Source organism: Streptomyces sp. MGP-BFMKR1, assembly GCF_057766585.1.
Window position 1 is genome coordinate 8260211 of the sequence record NZ_CM173408.1, and the last position, 17230, is coordinate 8277440.

Here is a 17230-nt window from a genome sequence, read left to right on the forward strand (position 1 = left end):
CCGTAGTCGAACGCCGCGGCGGCCAGGCCGCTGTCTCGCGTGCGAGGCGTCTCGGTGCCGGCCGTGACCGCTTCGTGGATCGCGGTGAGGGAGTGGGCCACGGTCAGGAGCTGGTACGCCTGCGCGTGGCCGATGCCGAAATCCGCACGCACTACAGCTCCCAGATGCCGCACCCGAGCGGCACCCATACGCGGGCGGTATGCGCGTCGCGGACACGGGCGGGGCCAGTCCCGGCGCGGGCTGCTGGTGAACCGTTTCCGCACCCGTTGTACACGCGGGCTTCGCCTCGGTGGGAGAGCGGAGCGGTCGTCGGCGGTGGTATGAAGTGGCACGCCGCATCGTTGTCACGCCGAACCAACGCCGAGTCCCGCCCGCCGGTCACGTTCCGGGCGGGTGCCTCACCCGCATCGGCGGGTACTCGAACGGGGTAGCGGCGGGTCGTTCGACGCCCCTCGCGCAGCCGTCCGTCCGGGCTTCCGGCGGACGCCGCGACGCGCGCAGGAGTGGACTAGACCTCTGGAGCGCTACGGGGTACAAATAAGACGCGCGGGAGATCACTGTTCGCGCTTCACAGCGCCCACCGGGAGGCACCTACATGTCGGCGACGACTGCCGCTCAGCACCACGATCGACCGGGCCAGATCATGGCCGGTGAGATGGCCGAGCAGCCCGAGGTACTGCGCCGCATCCTGGAGGAGGGCGCCCCTCGCATCCGGGAGGTGGCCGAGGCCATCGCGGCCCGCCAGCCCCGGTTCGTCCTGCTGACCGCTCGCGGGACCTCGGACAACGCGGCGCTCTACACGAAGTACCTCCTCGAGGTGCGCCTCGGCCTGCCGTGCGGCCTCACGTCGATGTCCACGACCACGGCGTACGGCGCCAAGCCCGACCTGCGGGACGTGCTGGTGATCACCGTCAGCCAGTCGGGTGGCTCCCCCGACCTGGTGGCCTCCACCCGCGCCGCGCGCGAGGCGGGCGCGATCACGCTGGCCGTGACGAACAACGCCGACTCGCCGCTGGCCAAGGTCTCCGAGTACCACATCGACGTGCTGGCGGGCGAGGAGAAGGCGCTCCCCGCGACGAAGACCTACACCGCCGAACTGCTGGCCCTCTACCTCTTCGTGGAGGGGCTCGACGGAGGCGACGGCGCCGCGGCCAAGGTGCTGCCCGACCTCGCCCGGCAGATCCTGGACCGGCAGGAGGAGGTACGCACCCTGGCGGGGCGCTACCGCTTCGCCGAGCGTATGGTCCTCACCTCCCGCGGCTACGGCTACCCGACCGCCAAGGAGGCCGCGCTCAAGCTGATGGAGACCAGCTACATCCCGGCCCTGTCCTACTCCGGCGCCGACCTGCTGCACGGCCCGCTGGCCATGGTGGACAACGTGTCGCCGGTCATCGCCATCGTCACCGACGGGCGCGGCGGCGAGGCGCTGCAACCGGTCCTGGAGCGCCTCCGGGGCCGCGGCGCCGACCTGGTCGTGATCGGTACCCAGGCGGAGGTGGACAAGGCGTCGGCCGGGTTCGCGCTGCCCACCGATGGCGTGGTCGAGGAGGTCCAGCCCATCCTGGAGATCCTGCCGCTGCAGATGCTGGCGTACGAGGTGACCATCGCCCGGGGGCAGGACCCGGACGCGCCGCGTGCCCTGGCCAAGGTCACCGAGACCCACTGAGCCGTGCCACACCGCGGTGGTGCGCCGACGGGGCCAGCGACCGCGCCCGTCGGCCGCCGCCGCGCCCGCACCACCCCACCCTCGCTGTTGAAAGGCTTCCCATGTCCCTCGTGATGTCCCCGCTGGCCGGGCGTGCCATCGGCCTCGCCGCTGTTCCCGATCCGGTGTTCTCCGGGGCGATGGTCGGCCCGGGCACCGCCATCGACCCCGTCCGCGAGGAGGGCGTGGCCGTCGCCCCGGTCAGCGGCGTCATCGTGTCGCTGCACCCGCACGCGTTCGTCGTCGTCGACGACGAGGGTCACGGGGTCCTCACGCACCTGGGCATCGACACCGTGCAGCTCGCTGGCGAGGGCTTCGAGCTGCTGGTGAACAAGGGCGACACCGTGCGGACCGGTGACCCGGTGGTGCGCTGGAACCCGGCCGAGGTCGAGCGCGCGGGGAAGTCCCCGGTGTGCCCCGTGGTCGCCCTGGAGGCCACCGCGGACGCGCTCAGCGAGGTCGTGGAAGAGGGAGAGATCGCCCCGGAGGGCGTGCTCTTCCGCTGGCAGTAAGTAGGTCGTGAGCGGGTGGCCGTGGGGGCCGTCCGCTCCGTACAGCGGGGCGGGGCGACCGCCCCGCGTCGGCGTGTTCGCGGGACGTGCGCGGGCGCGGATGCGTTGGGTTTCATCGGGTGGAACGGGAGATGGGTGTCATGGAGACGGTGCTGCGTGGCGTCGGCGTGAGCGACGGGGTAGCGGTGGGCGAGGTGCGCCACATGGGCACCGCCGTGCTGGAACCGCCGGTGCGTACGGTCGCCGCCGACGAGGTGGAGCGCGAGCAGGCGCGCGCACGGCAGGCCGTGGAGTGGGTGGCCGCCGACCTGGTGGCGCGCGGCAACCTGGCGGGCGGCGAGGCCCAGGCCGTGCTCGAGGCGCAGGCGCTGATGGCGCGCGACCCGGAGCTGGCCACCGACGTGGAGCGCCGGATCGCCGAGGGCAGCACGGCCGAGCGCGCCGTCTACGACGCGTTCGCCGCCTACCGGGTGCTGCTCCTGGGGGCCGGCGACTACCTGGCCGGCCGGGTCGCGGACCTGGACGACGTACGCAACCGCCTGGTGGCCCGCCTCCTCGGCGTGCCGATGCCGGGCGTGCCCGACAGCGACTACCCGTACGTGCTGGTCGCGCGCGACCTGGCGCCGGCCGACACGGCGCTGCTCGACCCGGCGCTCGTGCTGGGCTTCGTCACCCAGGAGGGCGGTCCCACCAGCCACAGCGCGATCCTCGCGCGGGCGCTCGGGGTGCCCGCCGTGGTCGCGGTGCCCGGGGCCGGCGAACTCGTGGAGGGCACCACGGTGGCGCTCGACGGCTCCGACGGCCAGGTCGTGATCGAGCCGGGCGAGGAGCTGCGGGCCGAGCTGGTGGCGCGGGCCGAGCAGCGCCGCGCCGCGGTGGCCGCGGTCAGCGGCCCCGGCGCCACCAGCGACGGGCACGCGGTGCCGCTGCTGGCCAACATCGGCGGGGTCGGCGACGTGGCCGCGGCCGTGCAGGCCGGAGCGGAGGGCGTGGGCCTGTTCCGGACCGAGTTCCTGTTCCTGGACGACCACAAGCAGGCGCCCTCGGTCGAGGTGCAGCAGGAGGCGTACCGGCAGGTGCTCGAAGCCTTCCCCGAGGGGCGCGTGGTGGTGCGGGTGCTGGACGCCGGCGCCGACAAGCCGCTGGACTTCCTCACCCCCGCCGAGGAGCCGAACCCGGCGCTCGGCGTGCGCGGCCTGCGTACCCTGCTCGACCACCCCGAGGTGCTGGCGGGCCAGCTCACGGCGCTGGCGCGCGCCGCCGACGGGCTGTCGGTGCGGCTTGAGGTGATGGCGCCGATGGTGGCCGACCGGGCGGACGCGGCGCAGTTCGCCGCGGCCTGCCAGGCCGCCGGGCTGCCCGCCAAGGTGGGCGCGATGGTGGAGATCCCCTCCGCCGCGCTGCGCGCGGGTGCGCTGCTGCGCGAGGTGGACTTCCTGTCGCTGGGCACCAACGACCTGGCCCAGTACACCTTCGCGGCCGACCGGCAGACCGGTTCGCTGGCGCGGCTCCAGGACCCCTGGCAGCCCGCCCTGCTCGACCTGGTGCACGCGGCGGCGCAGGCCGCACAGACGCGGGGCAAGAGCTGCGGGGTGTGTGGCGAGGCCGCCGCCGACCCGCTGCTGGCCTGCGTCCTGACCGGCCTGGGCGTCACGAGCCTGTCGATGAGCCCCACCGCCATCCCGCGGGTGCGCGCCACGCTGGCGCAGTACACGCTGGCGGCCTGCCAGGAGGCGGCCCGCGCCGCCCTGGCCGCCGACACGCCGCAGGAGGCGCGCGAGGCCGTCAAGGGCGTCCTCGGCGTGGCCTGACCCACCCGTCCAACCCGCCGCGCGCCGGCCGGACCGCGTCTCGCGGATCGGCCGGCGCGCGGCCGTCTGCGCACCCGGTCAGGGCGTGGCGCCGTCCGCCGCGCCGTGCCGCGGCAGGGCGCCGTCCAGGATGTGGCCGAGGCCGTCCGCGTAGCGGTACTCGGCCTCCCAGTGGCGTGAACGCCCCACCAGGCGGGCCAGGTGGGGGAACTCGGCCGGGTCCCGGCTGGCCATGGCCACGTCGACGTAGTGCGGCGCCGGCTCGCCCGTCTGCCCCGTGGCGCCGTCCGTCGCGCCCGGTCTGTGCGCCGCGGACATGACCTGACCGGCCGTGAAGTACCAGATGGTCTGGTGCGTCCGGAAGGCGTGCTGGTCGTCGAGGCCGAGCGCCACGAGCGCGGCCATGATCTCCTCGGTCATCCAGACGGCCGACACCCCCACCAGGTCGCCGCGCGCGACGATCGGCACCACCCACGGGTTGTCCAGGAACGCCCGGTACATCAGCGTGCACGCCGCCAGCAGCCGCTCCCGCGGCTGCTCGGGCAACTCGGGCCGGGGCAGGCCGCGCGCGACGTGCTCCAGGACGAGCCCGAGCAACTCGTCCTTGTCCCGTACGTGGTGGTAGACGGCCATCGGCGTGCTGCGCAGCGCGCTGGCCAGCCGTCGCATCGTCAGGTGCTCGGCGCCCTCCCTGAGGATGATCTCGTGGGCCGTCTCGACGATCTGCTCGCGCGAGAGCCGCGGTGGCCGCCCCCGTCTCGGTCTGGTGGTCGCGTTCCCGGTCAGCGCTCTGCCCTCATCGTCTCGCCCCGTCTCTCCTCGCCCGCGCCGCGCCGCCAGAGCCGCCGCGGAGGCTTGAGGATACTTTTATTGTACGTGTACGTTAATTCGCGTCGGGCCTCGCCGCAGGGCACGCCCCGACCGTGGCGGGGCGTGCCCGGTAGCGAGCCATGCCGCCTTTCGCGCACCGACCACCACCTCGCCCACTTCACTCAGCTCACTCACCTCACCACTCTCACCACCGTACGGAGGAGCAGCATGCGCGACGACGGGCCGACACAGCCGCACGGCGGGCGCCGGGACGCGACGCCCGCCACCGGGGGAGGGGCGGACGGAGCGCCGCGGGCCGAGGCGGAGTGGGTCGACGGCGGGCGCGCGGCGCCCCGGCGCGCCGTCCCGGGCGCGGCGCGCCCAGGACGGCACGCCGATGGCGTACGGCGGAACGGGGCGCCGGAGGCGGCCGTGCGTTACGCGGTGGTGCTGGCCGTGGTGGTGGGCGTGCAGTTCATGGTCACGCTGGACGCCTCCGTGGTGAACGTGGCGCTGCCGGACATGCGCAGTGACCTGGGGTTCAGCGAGTCCGGGCTGTTATGGGTGGTCAACGCCTACACGCTGGTCTTCGGCGGCTTCCTGCTGCTCGGCGGGCGGGCCGCCGACTTCTTCGGGCCGCGGCGCGTGCTGTGGCTCGGGCTCGGCCTGTTCGGGCTCGCGAGCCTGGCGGGCGGCCTCGCCCAGGTGCCGCCGGCGCTGGTGGCGGCGCGCGCGGTGCAGGGGCTCGGCGCCGCCGTCCTGGCGCCGGTCGCCCTGACCATCGTCACCACCGTCTTCCCCGCCACGGGCCGGGCCCGCGCGCTCGGGCTGTGGAGCGCGGCGGGCGCGGCCGGCGGCGCCTCCGGCGTGCTGATCGGCGGCGTGCTGACCGAGTACCTCAACTGGCGCTGGGTGCTGCTCGTCAACGTGCCGATCGTGGCGCTGGCCCTCGTGGCGGGGCGCGCGATCCCCGACCACCGCCCCGCGCGCCGCCCGCGCCTCGACCTGGTCGGCGCGCTGCTCGCCCCGGCCGGACTGGCGGCGCTGGTCTACGGCGTGGTGCGCACCGCCGACGACGGCTGGACCTCGGCGGCCACGGTGGGCACCCTGGGCGCGGCCGTTGCCCTGCTCACCGCCTTCGGCTGGCAGGAGTCGCGGCGGGCCGCACAGCCACTGGTCCGCCTCGGCCTGCTCACCCACCGCGCCGTCGGCGGCGCCAACGCGACGATGCTCCTGCTCGCCTCGGGCCAGTTCGCCAGCTTCTACTTCGTCTCCCTCTACCTGCAACGGGTCCTCGCCCTGGGCCCGGCCGCCACCGGGTTGGCCTTCCTGCCGTTCTGCGCCGGCTTCACCGCCAGCGCCCTGCTCGCCAGCCGGCTCTACGGACGTACCGGGCCGCGCGCGTTAGTGTTCAGCGGCGCGGCGGTGGGGGCGCTCGGCCTGCTGTGGTTCAGCCGCCTCGGCGTGGACGGCACGTTCCTCGCCACCGTCCTCGGCCCCTCGCTGCTCACCAGCGCGGGCATCGGCGCCTGCTTCGTACCGCTGGCCAGCGCGGCCACCACCGGTGTCGGCGACGACGAGGCCGGGATGGCCTCCGGCGTGCTCAACAGCGCGCAACAGGTGGGCGGTTCGCTGGGCCTCGCGGTGACGGTGAGCGTGGCCGCCAGTCGCGGTGAAGCCGCCCGCTCCGCCGGCGACCCGGCCCTGGCCGCGCTCGACCACGGCTACGGCGCCGCCCTGTCGGTCGCCGCCGGCCTGCTCGCGGCGGCGGCCCTGCTGTCCTGGGTGCTGCCGGGCCGCCGCACGAGCGGCGGTGCGACCACCGCCGGCCCGGCCGCTCCCACGACGGAGGGCGCGGGCTGAGCGGATGCCCGTGGCACGGTGGCCCAGGCCGCGCGCGGGTGACCAGCAGCCGCCACCTCACGCGCGGCCGGCCGCGCGACGGGCCGCCCGCCCCGGCGCGGCGCCGGGACCTGTCCCGCCGCGCCGGGCGCACCCGGCGTCAGGCCGCCGCCCGCCTCCAGGCAGCGCCGCGCAGCAGCCGGAGGCCGTTCAGCCCCACCAGCACGGTGGAGCCCTCGTGGCCGGCGACGCCGAGCGGCAGCGGGAGGTGTCCGAACAGGTCCCAGGCCACCAGGGTGCCGATGCACACCGAGGCGATGACCAGGTTCTGCCGGACCACCCGGCGGGCCCGACGGGAGAGGGCCACCACGGCGGGCACGGTGCCCAGTTCGTCGCGTACGACCACCGCGTCCGCCGTCTCCAGGGCCAGGTCGGAGCCGGCCCGGCCCATGGCGATGCCGCTGTGCGCGGCGGCGAGCGCCGGGGCGTCGTTGACCCCGTCACCGACGACGAGCACCCTGTGCCCGGCCTCCTGCCAGGCCCGTACGGACGCGACCTTGTCCTGCGGCAGGAGGTCGGCCCGCACGTCGCCGATGCCGGTCTCGGCGGCGAGCCGGGCCGCGGCGCGCCCGTTGTCGCCGGTGAGCAACGCGGGCTCGGAACCGGTGAGTTCGCGCAGCGCGGCGACGGCGTCGGCCGCGCCCGCGCGCGTACGGTCCTCGACGGCCAGCACCGCCACGGGCCGGCCGGCCACCAGGACGACCACGGCGGTCCGTCCCGCGCCCTCCTCCTCGTCCACCACCCGCCACGCCTCGGCCACCTCCGGCGCGGCCTCGGCGCCCGCCCGCGGAGTGCCGGCCAGCGCGCGCGACGCCTCGGCAGGCGCTGGCCGGGAGGCGCGGCCCGCCGGATGGAAGGCGCCGTCCGGGTGCTCGCGCGGTGGCGCGGGCGGCGCGTCGGCATAGCCGTGCGCGATGCCCAGCGGCGCTGCGGCGCGGGCGCGCTCGCCCAGCGTCGCGGTCGGACTGCCGACCCGTACCTCCTGGCCCGCCACCACCGCGCGCACCCCGCTGCCGGGCGCGGAGGTGAACGCGTCGGCGGGCTCCAGGGTCAGACCGCGCTCGTGGGCCGCGTCCACCACGGCCCGCGCCAGCGGATGTTCGCTGGGCTGCTCGGCGGCCGCGGCCAGCGCCAGGGCGGTGTCGCGCGCGACCACGGCGGAGGCGGCGGTCGCACCACCACCGCCCGGTGCCTCCTGCCCGAGCACCCGCACGGCCGCCACCCGGGGCGCGCCCTCGGTCAGGGTGCCGGTCTTGTCCAGGGCGACCTGGCTCACCTCGCCCAGCCGCTCCATCACCACGGCGGACTTCACCAGCACGCCGTGCCGGCCCGCGTTGGCGATGGCCGACAGCAGCGGCGGCATGGTGGCCAGGACCACCGCGCACGGCGACGCCACGATCATGAACGTCATGGCGCGCAGCAGCGTCTCGGTGAACTCCGCGCCGAGCGCCAGCGGGACGGCGAACAGCGCCAGGGTGGCCACGACCACGCCGACCGAGTAGCGCTGCTCGACCTTCTCGATGAACAACTGGGTCGGCGCCTTGGTCTCGCTGGCCTCCTCGACCATGGCCACGATCCGGGCGATGACGAAGTCCCCGGGGCCACGGTCCACCCGCACGCGCAGCGCGCCCGTGCCGTTGAGGGTGCCGGCGAACACGTCGTCGCCGGGTCGCTTGGCCACCGGCAGCGGCTCGCCGGTGATGGTGGCCTGGTCCACGTCGCTGGCGCCCTCGATCACCGTGCCGTCGGCCGGCAGCCGCTCGCCCGGACGCACCACCACCGTGTCGCCGACCCGCAACTCGGCCACTTCCACGCGCTGTTCGGTGCCGTCGGCGGCCAGCCGCAGCGCGGTGGCCGGAGCCAGGTCGAGCAGTCCACGCACCGAGTCGGCCGTGCGCCGGGTGGCCAGCGCCTCCAGGGCACCGGAGGTGGCGAAGATGACGATCAGCAGCCCGCCGTCCAGGAACTGGCCGATGCTCGCGGCGCCCAGCGCGGCGACCACCATCAGCAGGTCGACGTCGAGGGTCCTGGCGCGCAGCGCCAGCAGGCCCGCGTGCCCCGGCTCCCAGCCGCCCGCCGCGTAACACACCGCGTACAGCGGGCCCCACGTCCAGGCGGGGGCGCCGGCCAGGTCCAGGGGGAAGGCCAGCGCGAAGGCGAGGGCGGCGAGCGCGGCCCAGCGCACCTCGGGCAGCGCGGTCAGACGGGTCGGGCGCGGTGGCGGCGGGCCACCCGGGGCGGCGGGGGAGGGGAGGCGGTGCTCGTCGACGAGTTGAGCTGCCATGGCGGCGTACCTCTTCGCGGGCCGGGAACGGACGGGGTCCCCTCACCATAGCCGAACACATGAAGATCTCTTCACTTGTTTGCGTAAGGTCGCGACTACGATGACCCGTATGGGACACGGAGCTAACGGAGCAAGGGGTGAGACCACCCCGGTGGAACTGCTCGACGCGGATTCCGCCGCCACCATCGCCGCCACGCTCCAGGCCCTGGCGACGCCGTCGCGGCTGATGATCCTCACCCGGCTGCGACAGGGGCCGTGCCCGGTGACCGAGCTGGCCGATGCGGTCGGCATGGAACAGTCCGCGGTCTCCCACCAACTGCGCCTGCTGCGCGCCCTCGGCCTGGTCACCGGCTCCCGGCAGGGCCGGCGCATCGTCTACAGCCTCTACGACCACCACGTCGCCCAACTCCTGGACGAGGCGGTCTACCACATCGAGCACCTGCGCCTCGGCGCCCGCGACCTGCCCTGACCCACCGCGCGCCGCCGTCCCCGCGCTCCGCCCGCCGGGCCGGCCCACCCCGGGCGGCCGGCCCGGACCAGCGGCCCACTCGTCCGTGGCCCTCCCGGGCCACCGGGCGCCGTCAGCGGCGGGTGGCGTCGGCGGCCCGCCCGTACGTCAGCCGCCGCAGCGCCGCCTCGGCCGGTCCGCGCCGCCCCGCCCGCTCCAACCCGTACGCCACCACCGCGCTCAACAGCCACACGCCGACGGCGAAGGCCACCATCCCGGCGCTGCCGAACGCGCCGCCCAGGCCCAGGCCCCAGGCGGCGAGCAGCGGCGCGAAGACCAGCGAGTGGCCGACGTAGCAGGACAGGGAGCGCTTGCCGACGGCGCGCACCGCGCGCACCGCCCGCCCGTGCCGGGGGCGGCGCGCGAGGCGGTCGGCCAGCAGGCCGAACAGCGCCACGTACCCGAGGCCGCCGGCGAGCCCGGTGCCCTCAAGGACCAGGTGCAGCGCGCCCTCCTCGGAGACCGCCTCGCCCGGCACGTCGAGCGCGCCCACGTGGGCGAGGGCCGAGGGCAGCGAGCCCGCCAGGCTGATCGTCAGGCCCACGACGGCAGTCCGGCCCAGGAGCGCGCGGTGTCGGTGTGGTTCCTCGAGCACCCGCCGTCGCGCCGCCCAGAACCCGAGCAGCACGGCCGCGTGCGAGGCGAAGGACAGCACGGGGCCGAGCGAGGTGATGAACGACCAGGTGAGCAGCCGCGTGCCGGCCGCGGCGAGCGCGTTCTCCTCGCCCGAGGCGTACGCGTCGGTCGAGGGGTCGCCGCCGGTGCTGCCCAGGGCGTCCAGGTCACCGCTCGCCACCGCCACGAGTCCGGGGGTCATCAGGGCGACCGACAGCACCACCGCGACCCCGGCCGCGATCAGTACCGTGCGGTCGCTCCGGCGCAGGAACAGCCCGCCGATCAGGAGGCAGACGACGCCGTAGAAGCCGATGATGTCGCCGCCGAGCAGCAGCGCGGCGTGGGCGAAGCCGAAGGCCACCAACCACAGACCGCGGCGGCGCAGCAACCTGGTCGCGGAGCGCTCGCTGGTGCCGGCCGCCCGCTGGCGCAGCAGGAGTTGGGTCATGCCGTAGCCGAAGAGGAAGGCGAAGAGCGGGTTGACCCGCAGGTCCACCACGGTGATGAGGAGGAACTGCGCGATCCGGTCGAGCGCGGAGCCCTCGTCGGGGTGCCAGCCGGACGGGCCGTGCTGCGCGTCCCAGAGGTGGAAGACCGTGTTGGACAACACGATCATGAGCAGCATCGCGCCGCGCGCGAGGTCGGGGGCGAGGCTGCGTTCGGCGTCGCGCACGCCGCCGCGTGCGGGCCGACGGGAGGTGCCGTCCGTGGCGGGCGCCGGGGGCGGCGCGGCGGGTGCGGTGGTGTCCGACGGGGTTGCCGCGGCCCCGTCGGCCGGCCGGAGCGTACTGCTGTCATCCATGATCCGCACGCTAGGAACGGGGCCGGGGGCAGGACATCGGCCATCGGTCGCGCGGCCGGTGACTTAAGTAGCCGGCCGGCGCCGGTCCCGGCGTCGAACGGAGCGGCGGCGGGTGGGGAGTTGGGCCCGTGGCGGCGGTGGCGCCGTGCCCGTAAGGGGGCTCGCCCCGGCCCCGAGCGCCCGGCGAGCGGCCGGCTGGCGGGCTCGGCCTGAACGACGCCCCACCCCACCTCGCGCCCGCGCGAGGACGTCGGCCTCCCCGCCGGCAGCCGGCCACCGACACCCTGACCTGCGGCGCCGGCGTGGCCCGGCCACACCGCACCGGCGCTCCGGGGCGTCAGGGGAGTTGGGCCTCGACGTGGGCGAGTTGGGCGGCGAGGGCTTCCTCGAACGCGGCCCGGCGGTCCACGCCGAGAGGGCGGATGTCCCGGGCGAAGTGGGCCAGGGCGGGAAAGTCCTCGGGGTCGGCGCCGAGCACCGCGACGCGGAACTGTTCCATGCCCTGCTCGTACTCCTTGGGGCCGATGGTGCTCATGCCGGCCTCGGCGGCGATGAGCGCGGCGACGACGACCACGATGCGGTGGTACCGCACCGGGACCTCCTCGTCGGGCAGGCCGGACGCGCGCAGGGCCTGGAGCAGTTCCTCCATGACCCGCCGGGAGCCGGTGCCGCCGGACCCGTAACGGCCCCACACCGTGGCGAGTTGGGGCTGCTCGCCGAAGGTGTCGCGCAGGCGCAGGGCCACCGCGGCGATGCGCTGCTTCCAGTCGCCCTCCGGGTGGTAGCCGTCCATGGCGCTCAGCAGGATGCGGTCGGCAGCCGCGTGCAGCAGTTCGGTCTTGTTGCGGAAGTGCCGGTAGAGGCTGGAGGAGTCGGTTCCGAGCGCCGCGGCGAGCTTGCGCACGCTGAACGACTCCGCGTCGCTCGTACGCAGCAGCTCCACCGCCGTGTCCAGGATCTCCTCGGTCGACCATCGCCTGCGGCCCGTCATCGCGCTCCTCTCGTCGGGTTCAGCCTAATCCATGCACTTGCTGTTGCACGCACCGCGTGCATAATCGAGTGCGAGCTGCGGACCAGCCGCGATGACACCCGGCGTCCGGCCGGGAGGGGAGAGGGACACGTGAACGAGACGACTGCCGCGACACGGCCGCCAGAGCCGGACTTCTCGACGATCACGACGGAGGAACTGCTCGTCTACCGCGCCGCGGAGAACCGCTTCCGGGCCTCCGAGGCGGCGCGGGCGTTCCTCGGAGAGCCGCACGCCGGCGCCGCGATCGACTGGCGGGAGATCGCGCTGCCCGACCGCGCCGTACCGGTGCGGGTCTACCGGCCGGCACCGACGGGAGGCGACGACGGCGCGGCCCGCACCGACCTGCCGCTCGTGGTCCATGTCCACGGAGGTGGCTTCGTGGGCACGGCGACACAGTGCGACTGGACCAACAGTCACCTCGCCGCGCGGCTACCCGCCCTCGTCGTCTCGGTCGAGCACCGCCTCCTGGCCCCCGACAGCCCGCTCGCGAACGCCGCCGACGACGGCTGGGACGTGCTCCAGCACCTGGTGCGCCACGCCGCGCGGTGGGGCGTCGATCCAGCACGCGTGGCCGTCTTCGGTGAGAGCTGTGGCGCGCTGATCAGCGCGCTCACCGCCATCCGGGCGCGGGAGGCCGGCCTCCGGCTCCTGGCACAGGTGCTGGTCAACCCCGCGGTCGACATGACCGAGGCGATGTTCGACCACCCCTCGATCGCCCGGTACGCGTACCACCCGTCCCGGGCCCTGCCGCTCCTGCGGTACGTGCGGCGACTCGCCGTCCCGCCGGGCGCCGACGCCGACGCGCTCTCACCGCTGCACGCGGGCGACCTGAGCGGGCTCGCCCCGGCGCTCGTGGTCGTGCCCACCCAGGACGCGCTCGCCGACCACGGCCGCCGCTATGCCGAGCGACTGAGCCAGGCGGGGAACCCCGTGCGGCTTTCCGAGTACCCGGAAGCCAAGCACGCCTTCCTCACCCTGCCCGGTGTGGAACCACAGGCCGAGGCCGCCCAGGCGGAGATCCTCGCGTTCCTCCGCACGGCCCTGGCGAAGTGACGAAAGGAGCGCTGTCCACCATGGGAGAAGACACAGTGCGCGGCGTCGGCGTCATCGGAGTGGGCGAGATCGGCCGGGCCATCGTCGAGGGCCTGCGCCACGGGGGCGGTGCGTCGCCGGAGGTCCACCTCTCTCCCCGAGGGGCCCGCACCGCCGCCGACCTGGCCGAGCGTTTCGAGGGCGTGCGGGTGTGCGCCTCCAACCAGGAGGTCCTTGACCGCTCCGACGTGGTGATCATCGCCGTACGCCGACAGGACCACCACGAGGCACTGGCCGGGCTGACGATCGAGGACGACAGGACCGTGGTCAGCCTGATGGCCGGGGTCGCCACCGACGACCTGCGCCGAACCCTGGCCACCGACGCCCCGATCGTCCGCGCCATCCCGCTGCCCGCCGCGCGCGAGCGCCGCTCCGTCACCGTGACCTACCCCGCGCACCCGGTGGTGGACTCCCTCTTCGAACGGCTGGGCGGAGCGCTCCCGGTCGCGGACGAGGACGCCTTCAACGTCTGCTCCGCGCTGACCGGAACCCTCACCGCCCACTACGCCTACCTCGCCACGCTCACCTCGTGGGCCACCGACCACGGCATCGCCCCGGACGCCGCCGACCGGTACGTGCGCGGCCTGTTCCGCGACGTCGGCCGCTCGCTGGGCGACGAGACCCGTTCACTGTCCCAACTCGCCACCGACCACGAGACGCCCGGAGGGAACAACGAGCGCGTCCGCACCACCTGGTTCGACCCGGCCAACGCGACAGCCCTGACGAACGCCCTGGACGGGCTCCTCGCCGACCTCACGTAACCCGCCCAAGCCACCGGTCCGACGCTGGTCGTGGCCCCGGCGCGGTGTCCCGCACGTCCTCGCGGGACACCGCACGCCGTGCGCGAGCGTCACCCCGCTCCCGCCGGCGCTTGACCCTGTCGCAACGACAACGTTTCTACTGGCGGTATGCGCATCGGAGAACTCGCCGGCGTAGCCGGCATCACCCCACGCGCCGTGCGGCACTACCACCGCATCGGCCTGCTGCCCGAGCCCCCGCGACACCCCAACGGATACCGGTCGTACTCGCTGCGCGACGCCGTCGAACTCGCGCGCATCCGCCGCCTCGTCGAACTCGGGCTGAGCCTGGACGAGGTGCGCGACGTCATCGCCGACGACGCCGGCCGGGAGCTGGCCGAGGTGCTCGCCGAACTCGACGCCGACCTGGCCCGCCAGGAGGAGGCCATCCGGCAGCGCCGCGCGCGCCTGGCGCAACTGCTGCGACAGGTCGAGGAGGGCGGCAGGCTGCCCGCCGAGGCACCGGTCTCACCGGCTCTGACCACCCTGTTCGACGAGATGGCCCGCGTCTCGGCCCAGATGCCGGGCCCGGAACCCGCCATGGCGGCCAAGGAGCGCGAGCTGCTGGCCCTGCTGGAGACCGCCGCCCCGGACGGCGCCGACCGCGGCTGGCTGGACGGCCTGATGGGGGCGTTGGGGTCTGATCCGGAGGCCGTCGCGCGGGCGTACGAGGTCTACGCGCGGTTCGACGAGTTGGCCCAGGCACCCGAGGACGACCCCCGGGTGGAGGCGACGGCCCGTGCCGCCGTGGACTTCCTGCCGCCGGAGATCATCGCGCACATGGTCCCCGCGGGGGAGTGGGAGCCGGAGACCGCCGGTGACGGCTTCGCCGCGGCACTCTTCGCGGACCTGGCGCCGGCGCAGGCGGCGGCCGTGCGCGGTGCCATCCGGCTGCTCCAGGAGCGGGTCCGATGACCGGCCTGCCGGTGTCGCGCACGCTCGTGCGGTGGTCGGCGTCGGCAACGGCGCTCGGCGAACTGGCGCTGGTGCTGTGCCTGGCCTCCGGCACCCGCGTCCCGCCCGTGGTGCGGGCCGGCGTGGGGGTGGTGACGCTCGCCGCCGTGGTGGCCATGGCGACGCTCCTCGCGGTGGACTGCCGCCGCCACCGGCGCACCGGGTTGGGCTGGCGCCCCGCCGCCGTGGCCGCCGTCGCGGACGCGGTGCCGACGCTCGTGCGCCGGCTCGTCGCCCACGAGGTACGGCTGTTCACCAGCTCGCTGCGCTGGGTGACGCGCCGGGGGCCGCACGGCGTGCGCGCGGGTGACACGGCGGCCCCGTACGCGTCGGGGCAGGCGGCCGTCATGTACGGCCTCCTGTTCGTGAGCGTCGTGGAGACGGTGGCGCTCGCGTACCTCATCCCCTGGCCCCTGCTGCACACGATCACCCTGGTGGTGGACGTGTGGGGCGTGTACTTCGTCATCGCCCTGCACGCCTCCTGCGTCGTACGCCCGCACGTCATCGGCGCCGACGGCTCGCTGCGGCTGCGGTACGGGGTGCTGCTCGACATCCGGGTCCCCGCGGGGCACATCGCGGCCGTCCGCGTCGACCGCCGCTTCCCCGAGAGCAGGCTGGCGGCCGTTGACGCGCACGGCGCCGCCGACCTCGCCGTGGCCAGCCAGGTGACCGTCACCGTGGAACTGCGGGAGCCGGTGGTCTTCGTACGACCGTTGGGTGGGTTGGCGCGGGCCCGCACCTTCCGCTTCTACGCCGACGACCCGGCGGCGGCCGTCGCCGCGCTCCGTGCCCGCGCGGCCCTCGACGCAGCCTGATGCCACCACCGCCCACCATCCCCCGCCCCGGGGGACCCGCCCGCCGCGGGGTCAGGGCCCCTCGGGTGGCGGGGCGAACCCCGCGCGGCGGGCCGTGGTGGACAGGGTCTCCAGCGTCACCGGCGGCAGGTAGGCGCCGGCGGGGGTGCGGTGCCACCACTGGCCCGTCGCGCGCAGCTCGCGCCAGGTGGTGAAGCGGTACGCGTAGCGCCTGGCCCGCACCTGGGCGGGCGGCGCGTCCGGGAACGGGTTGGTGCGCAGCAACCGCAGCGTCGCGCGGTCCCCCTCCAGCAGCTTGCCGAGCAACGGCGCGAACCACGGCCGGGCGAACGCGGGGGACATCGCGGCGAACCACATCATCCAGTCCAGCCGCCGGTGGTACGGGGCGCACGGGCGCGGCACGCGCCGTGGATCACCCGGCTTGCCCTTGAACTCGTAGGCGCGCCACCGTGGTTCGGGTGTGCCGGGCGGGTCGTCGGTGCCCTCGATGACCACCTCGTGCCGGTGGCGGTTGACGCTGCCGAACGCGCCGTAGGCGCCGGCGATGTGGAACGGGTTGAACGAGGCGTTCATCCGCTGCCGCCTGGCCACCAGGTTACGGGCGGGCCAGTAGCTGAGCACCACCACCAACGCGGTCGCGGCCAGCACCAACACGGTGAACCACAGCGGGGGATCGCCGCGCTCGGCCGGGTCGGACAGGGCCAGGAGGTCGCCGATCAGGTGGCCGTCGACGGCGGTCAGCGCGAGGGCGATGGTGATCCAGTTCAGCCAGGCGAAGTTGCCCGAGAGCACCAGCCAGAGCTGGGTGACGATGACGGCCAACGCGGCCCAGGTGGCCACGGGTTGCGGGGTGAACAGGGCGAACGGGACGACGAGCTGGGCGACGTGGTTGGCCGCCGTCTCCACCCGGTGCAGCGGCTTCGGCAGCCGGTGGAAGAACCAGCTCAGCGGGCCCGGCATGGGCTGCGTCTCGTGGTGGTAGTCCAGGCAGGTCAGCTCGCGCCAGCAGCGGTCGCCGCGCATCTTGATCAGGCCCGCGCCGAACTCGACCCGGAACAGCAGCCAGCGCACCAGCCACAGCACGAGCACCGGGGGGCCGACGCGCGCGTTCCCCAGGAAGATGGCCAGGAAGCCGGCCTCAAGGAGCAGCGACTCCCAGCCGAACCCGTACCAGGTCTGGCCGACGTTGACGATCGAGAGGTACAGCGCCCACAGCACGGCCCACATCAGCACCCCGGCCCACAGCGGCACCGCGTCGGCGCAGCCCACCAGGACGGCCGCCGACAGCGCGACCCCGAACCAGGCCACGGCGGCGAAGCGGCGGTCGGAGTACGAGAAGTGGAAGAGGCTGGGCGCGGCGCGGAACGGCACCCGGGCCACGAACCGGGGGATGGGCGTGAGCCCGCGCTCGCCGAGCAGCGCCCGGAACTGGAGGGCCGCGGTCAGGAACGCCGTCAGATAGAGGGCGGCCAGAGCCCGTTGGAAGGCCAGCCGGCTCCACCAGTAGCCGTCCGCCGTGAACCACTCCATGCCTCGCTCCTCGCCCTGCTCGCCGCGGAAGTGCGCCATGCGTACCACCCGAGGGGCGGGCGG

Annotated in this window: 14 protein-coding genes; 9 read left to right on the forward strand and 5 right to left on the reverse strand. The window is 75.0% G+C overall.

Translation table 11 applies throughout. The features are described 5' to 3' along the window. The first annotated feature begins 595 nt into the window (after positions 1 to 595). From AC3CHW_RS32985 to ptsP, 3 genes are all read left to right on the forward strand, one after another. A complete protein-coding gene (locus tag AC3CHW_RS32985; RefSeq protein WP_176160145.1) occupies positions 596 to 1666 on the forward strand; it encodes an SIS domain-containing protein in 1071 nt (356 codons plus the stop codon). Positions 1667 to 1767: 101 nt separating this feature from the next. Next, positions 1768 to 2217 carry a PTS sugar transporter subunit IIA gene (locus AC3CHW_RS32990; RefSeq protein WP_387598010.1) on the forward strand — a complete coding sequence of 150 codons (450 nt, stop codon included), beginning with the start codon at positions 1768 to 1770 and terminating at the stop codon, positions 2215 to 2217. Positions 2218 to 2357: 140 nt separating this feature from the next. After that, a complete protein-coding gene (gene ptsP, locus AC3CHW_RS32995; RefSeq protein ID WP_176165799.1) occupies positions 2358 to 4028 on the forward strand; it encodes a phosphoenolpyruvate--protein phosphotransferase in 1671 nt (556 codons plus the stop codon). Between the two features lie 78 nt (positions 4029 to 4106). Here the strand turns inward: ptsP and AC3CHW_RS33000 are convergent, their stop codons facing one another. Then, positions 4107 to 4868, reverse strand: a complete 762-nt coding sequence (locus tag AC3CHW_RS33000; protein ID WP_488471254.1) for a TetR/AcrR family transcriptional regulator — start codon at positions 4866 to 4868, stop codon at positions 4107 to 4109. Positions 4869 to 5066: 198 nt separating this feature from the next. On the opposite strand from AC3CHW_RS33000, the gene AC3CHW_RS33005 reads away from it, so the two are divergent. Continuing rightward, the gene (locus tag AC3CHW_RS33005) at positions 5067 to 6701 is read left to right on the forward strand and encodes an MFS transporter (protein ID WP_488468925.1); all 1635 of its coding nucleotides are present in this window, start codon (positions 5067 to 5069) and stop codon (positions 6699 to 6701) included. Between the two features lie 139 nt (positions 6702 to 6840). Here the strand turns inward: AC3CHW_RS33005 and AC3CHW_RS33010 are convergent, their stop codons facing one another. After that, the gene (locus AC3CHW_RS33010; RefSeq protein WP_488468926.1) at positions 6841 to 9024 is read right to left on the reverse strand and encodes a heavy metal translocating P-type ATPase; all 2184 of its coding nucleotides are present in this window, start codon (positions 9022 to 9024) and stop codon (positions 6841 to 6843) included. Positions 9025 to 9133: 109 nt separating this feature from the next. Between AC3CHW_RS33010 and AC3CHW_RS33015 the strand changes: the two genes are divergently transcribed. Continuing rightward, entirely contained in the window at positions 9134 to 9493 is a 360-nt protein-coding gene (locus AC3CHW_RS33015; RefSeq protein WP_488468927.1) for an ArsR/SmtB family transcription factor, read from the forward strand. A 112-nt stretch (positions 9494 to 9605) separates the two neighbouring features. Here AC3CHW_RS33015 and AC3CHW_RS33020 read toward each other — a convergent pair whose 3' ends face one another. Together AC3CHW_RS33020 and AC3CHW_RS33025 are read right to left on the reverse strand one after the other, a co-directional pair. Beyond that, entirely contained in the window at positions 9606 to 10949 is a 1344-nt protein-coding gene (locus AC3CHW_RS33020; protein WP_488468928.1) for a DUF418 domain-containing protein, read from the reverse strand. A gap of 337 nt (positions 10950 to 11286) precedes the next feature. Then, a complete protein-coding gene (locus AC3CHW_RS33025) occupies positions 11287 to 11940 on the reverse strand; it encodes a TetR/AcrR family transcriptional regulator (RefSeq protein WP_488468929.1) in 654 nt (217 codons plus the stop codon). A 129-nt stretch (positions 11941 to 12069) separates the two neighbouring features. Here AC3CHW_RS33025 and AC3CHW_RS33030 point away from each other — a divergent pair, with 129 nt between their 5' ends. The 4 genes from AC3CHW_RS33030 (at position 12070) to AC3CHW_RS33045 (ending at position 15637) form a co-directional block, all read left to right on the forward strand. Beyond that, entirely contained in the window at positions 12070 to 13032 is a 963-nt protein-coding gene (locus tag AC3CHW_RS33030; RefSeq protein ID WP_488468930.1) for an alpha/beta hydrolase, read from the forward strand. Between the two features lie 20 nt (positions 13033 to 13052). Beyond that, entirely contained in the window at positions 13053 to 13832 is a 780-nt protein-coding gene (locus AC3CHW_RS33035; protein ID WP_488468931.1) for an NAD(P)-binding domain-containing protein, read from the forward strand. A gap of 147 nt (positions 13833 to 13979) precedes the next feature. After that, entirely contained in the window at positions 13980 to 14783 is an 804-nt protein-coding gene (locus tag AC3CHW_RS33040; RefSeq protein ID WP_488468932.1) for a MerR family transcriptional regulator, read from the forward strand. Continuing rightward, positions 14780 to 15637, forward strand: a complete 858-nt coding sequence (locus tag AC3CHW_RS33045) for a hypothetical protein (protein ID WP_488468933.1) — start codon at positions 14780 to 14782, stop codon at positions 15635 to 15637. Before AC3CHW_RS33040 ends, AC3CHW_RS33045 begins: the two co-directional genes overlap by 4 nt. 51 nt (positions 15638 to 15688) lie before the next feature. Here the strand turns inward: AC3CHW_RS33045 and AC3CHW_RS33050 are convergent, their stop codons facing one another. Further along, positions 15689 to 17167 (reverse strand): lipase maturation factor family protein, encoded by a 1479-nt coding sequence (locus tag AC3CHW_RS33050; RefSeq protein ID WP_488471255.1) that lies wholly within the window; start codon positions 17165 to 17167, stop codon positions 15689 to 15691. Positions 17168 to 17230 lie beyond the last annotated feature (63 nt).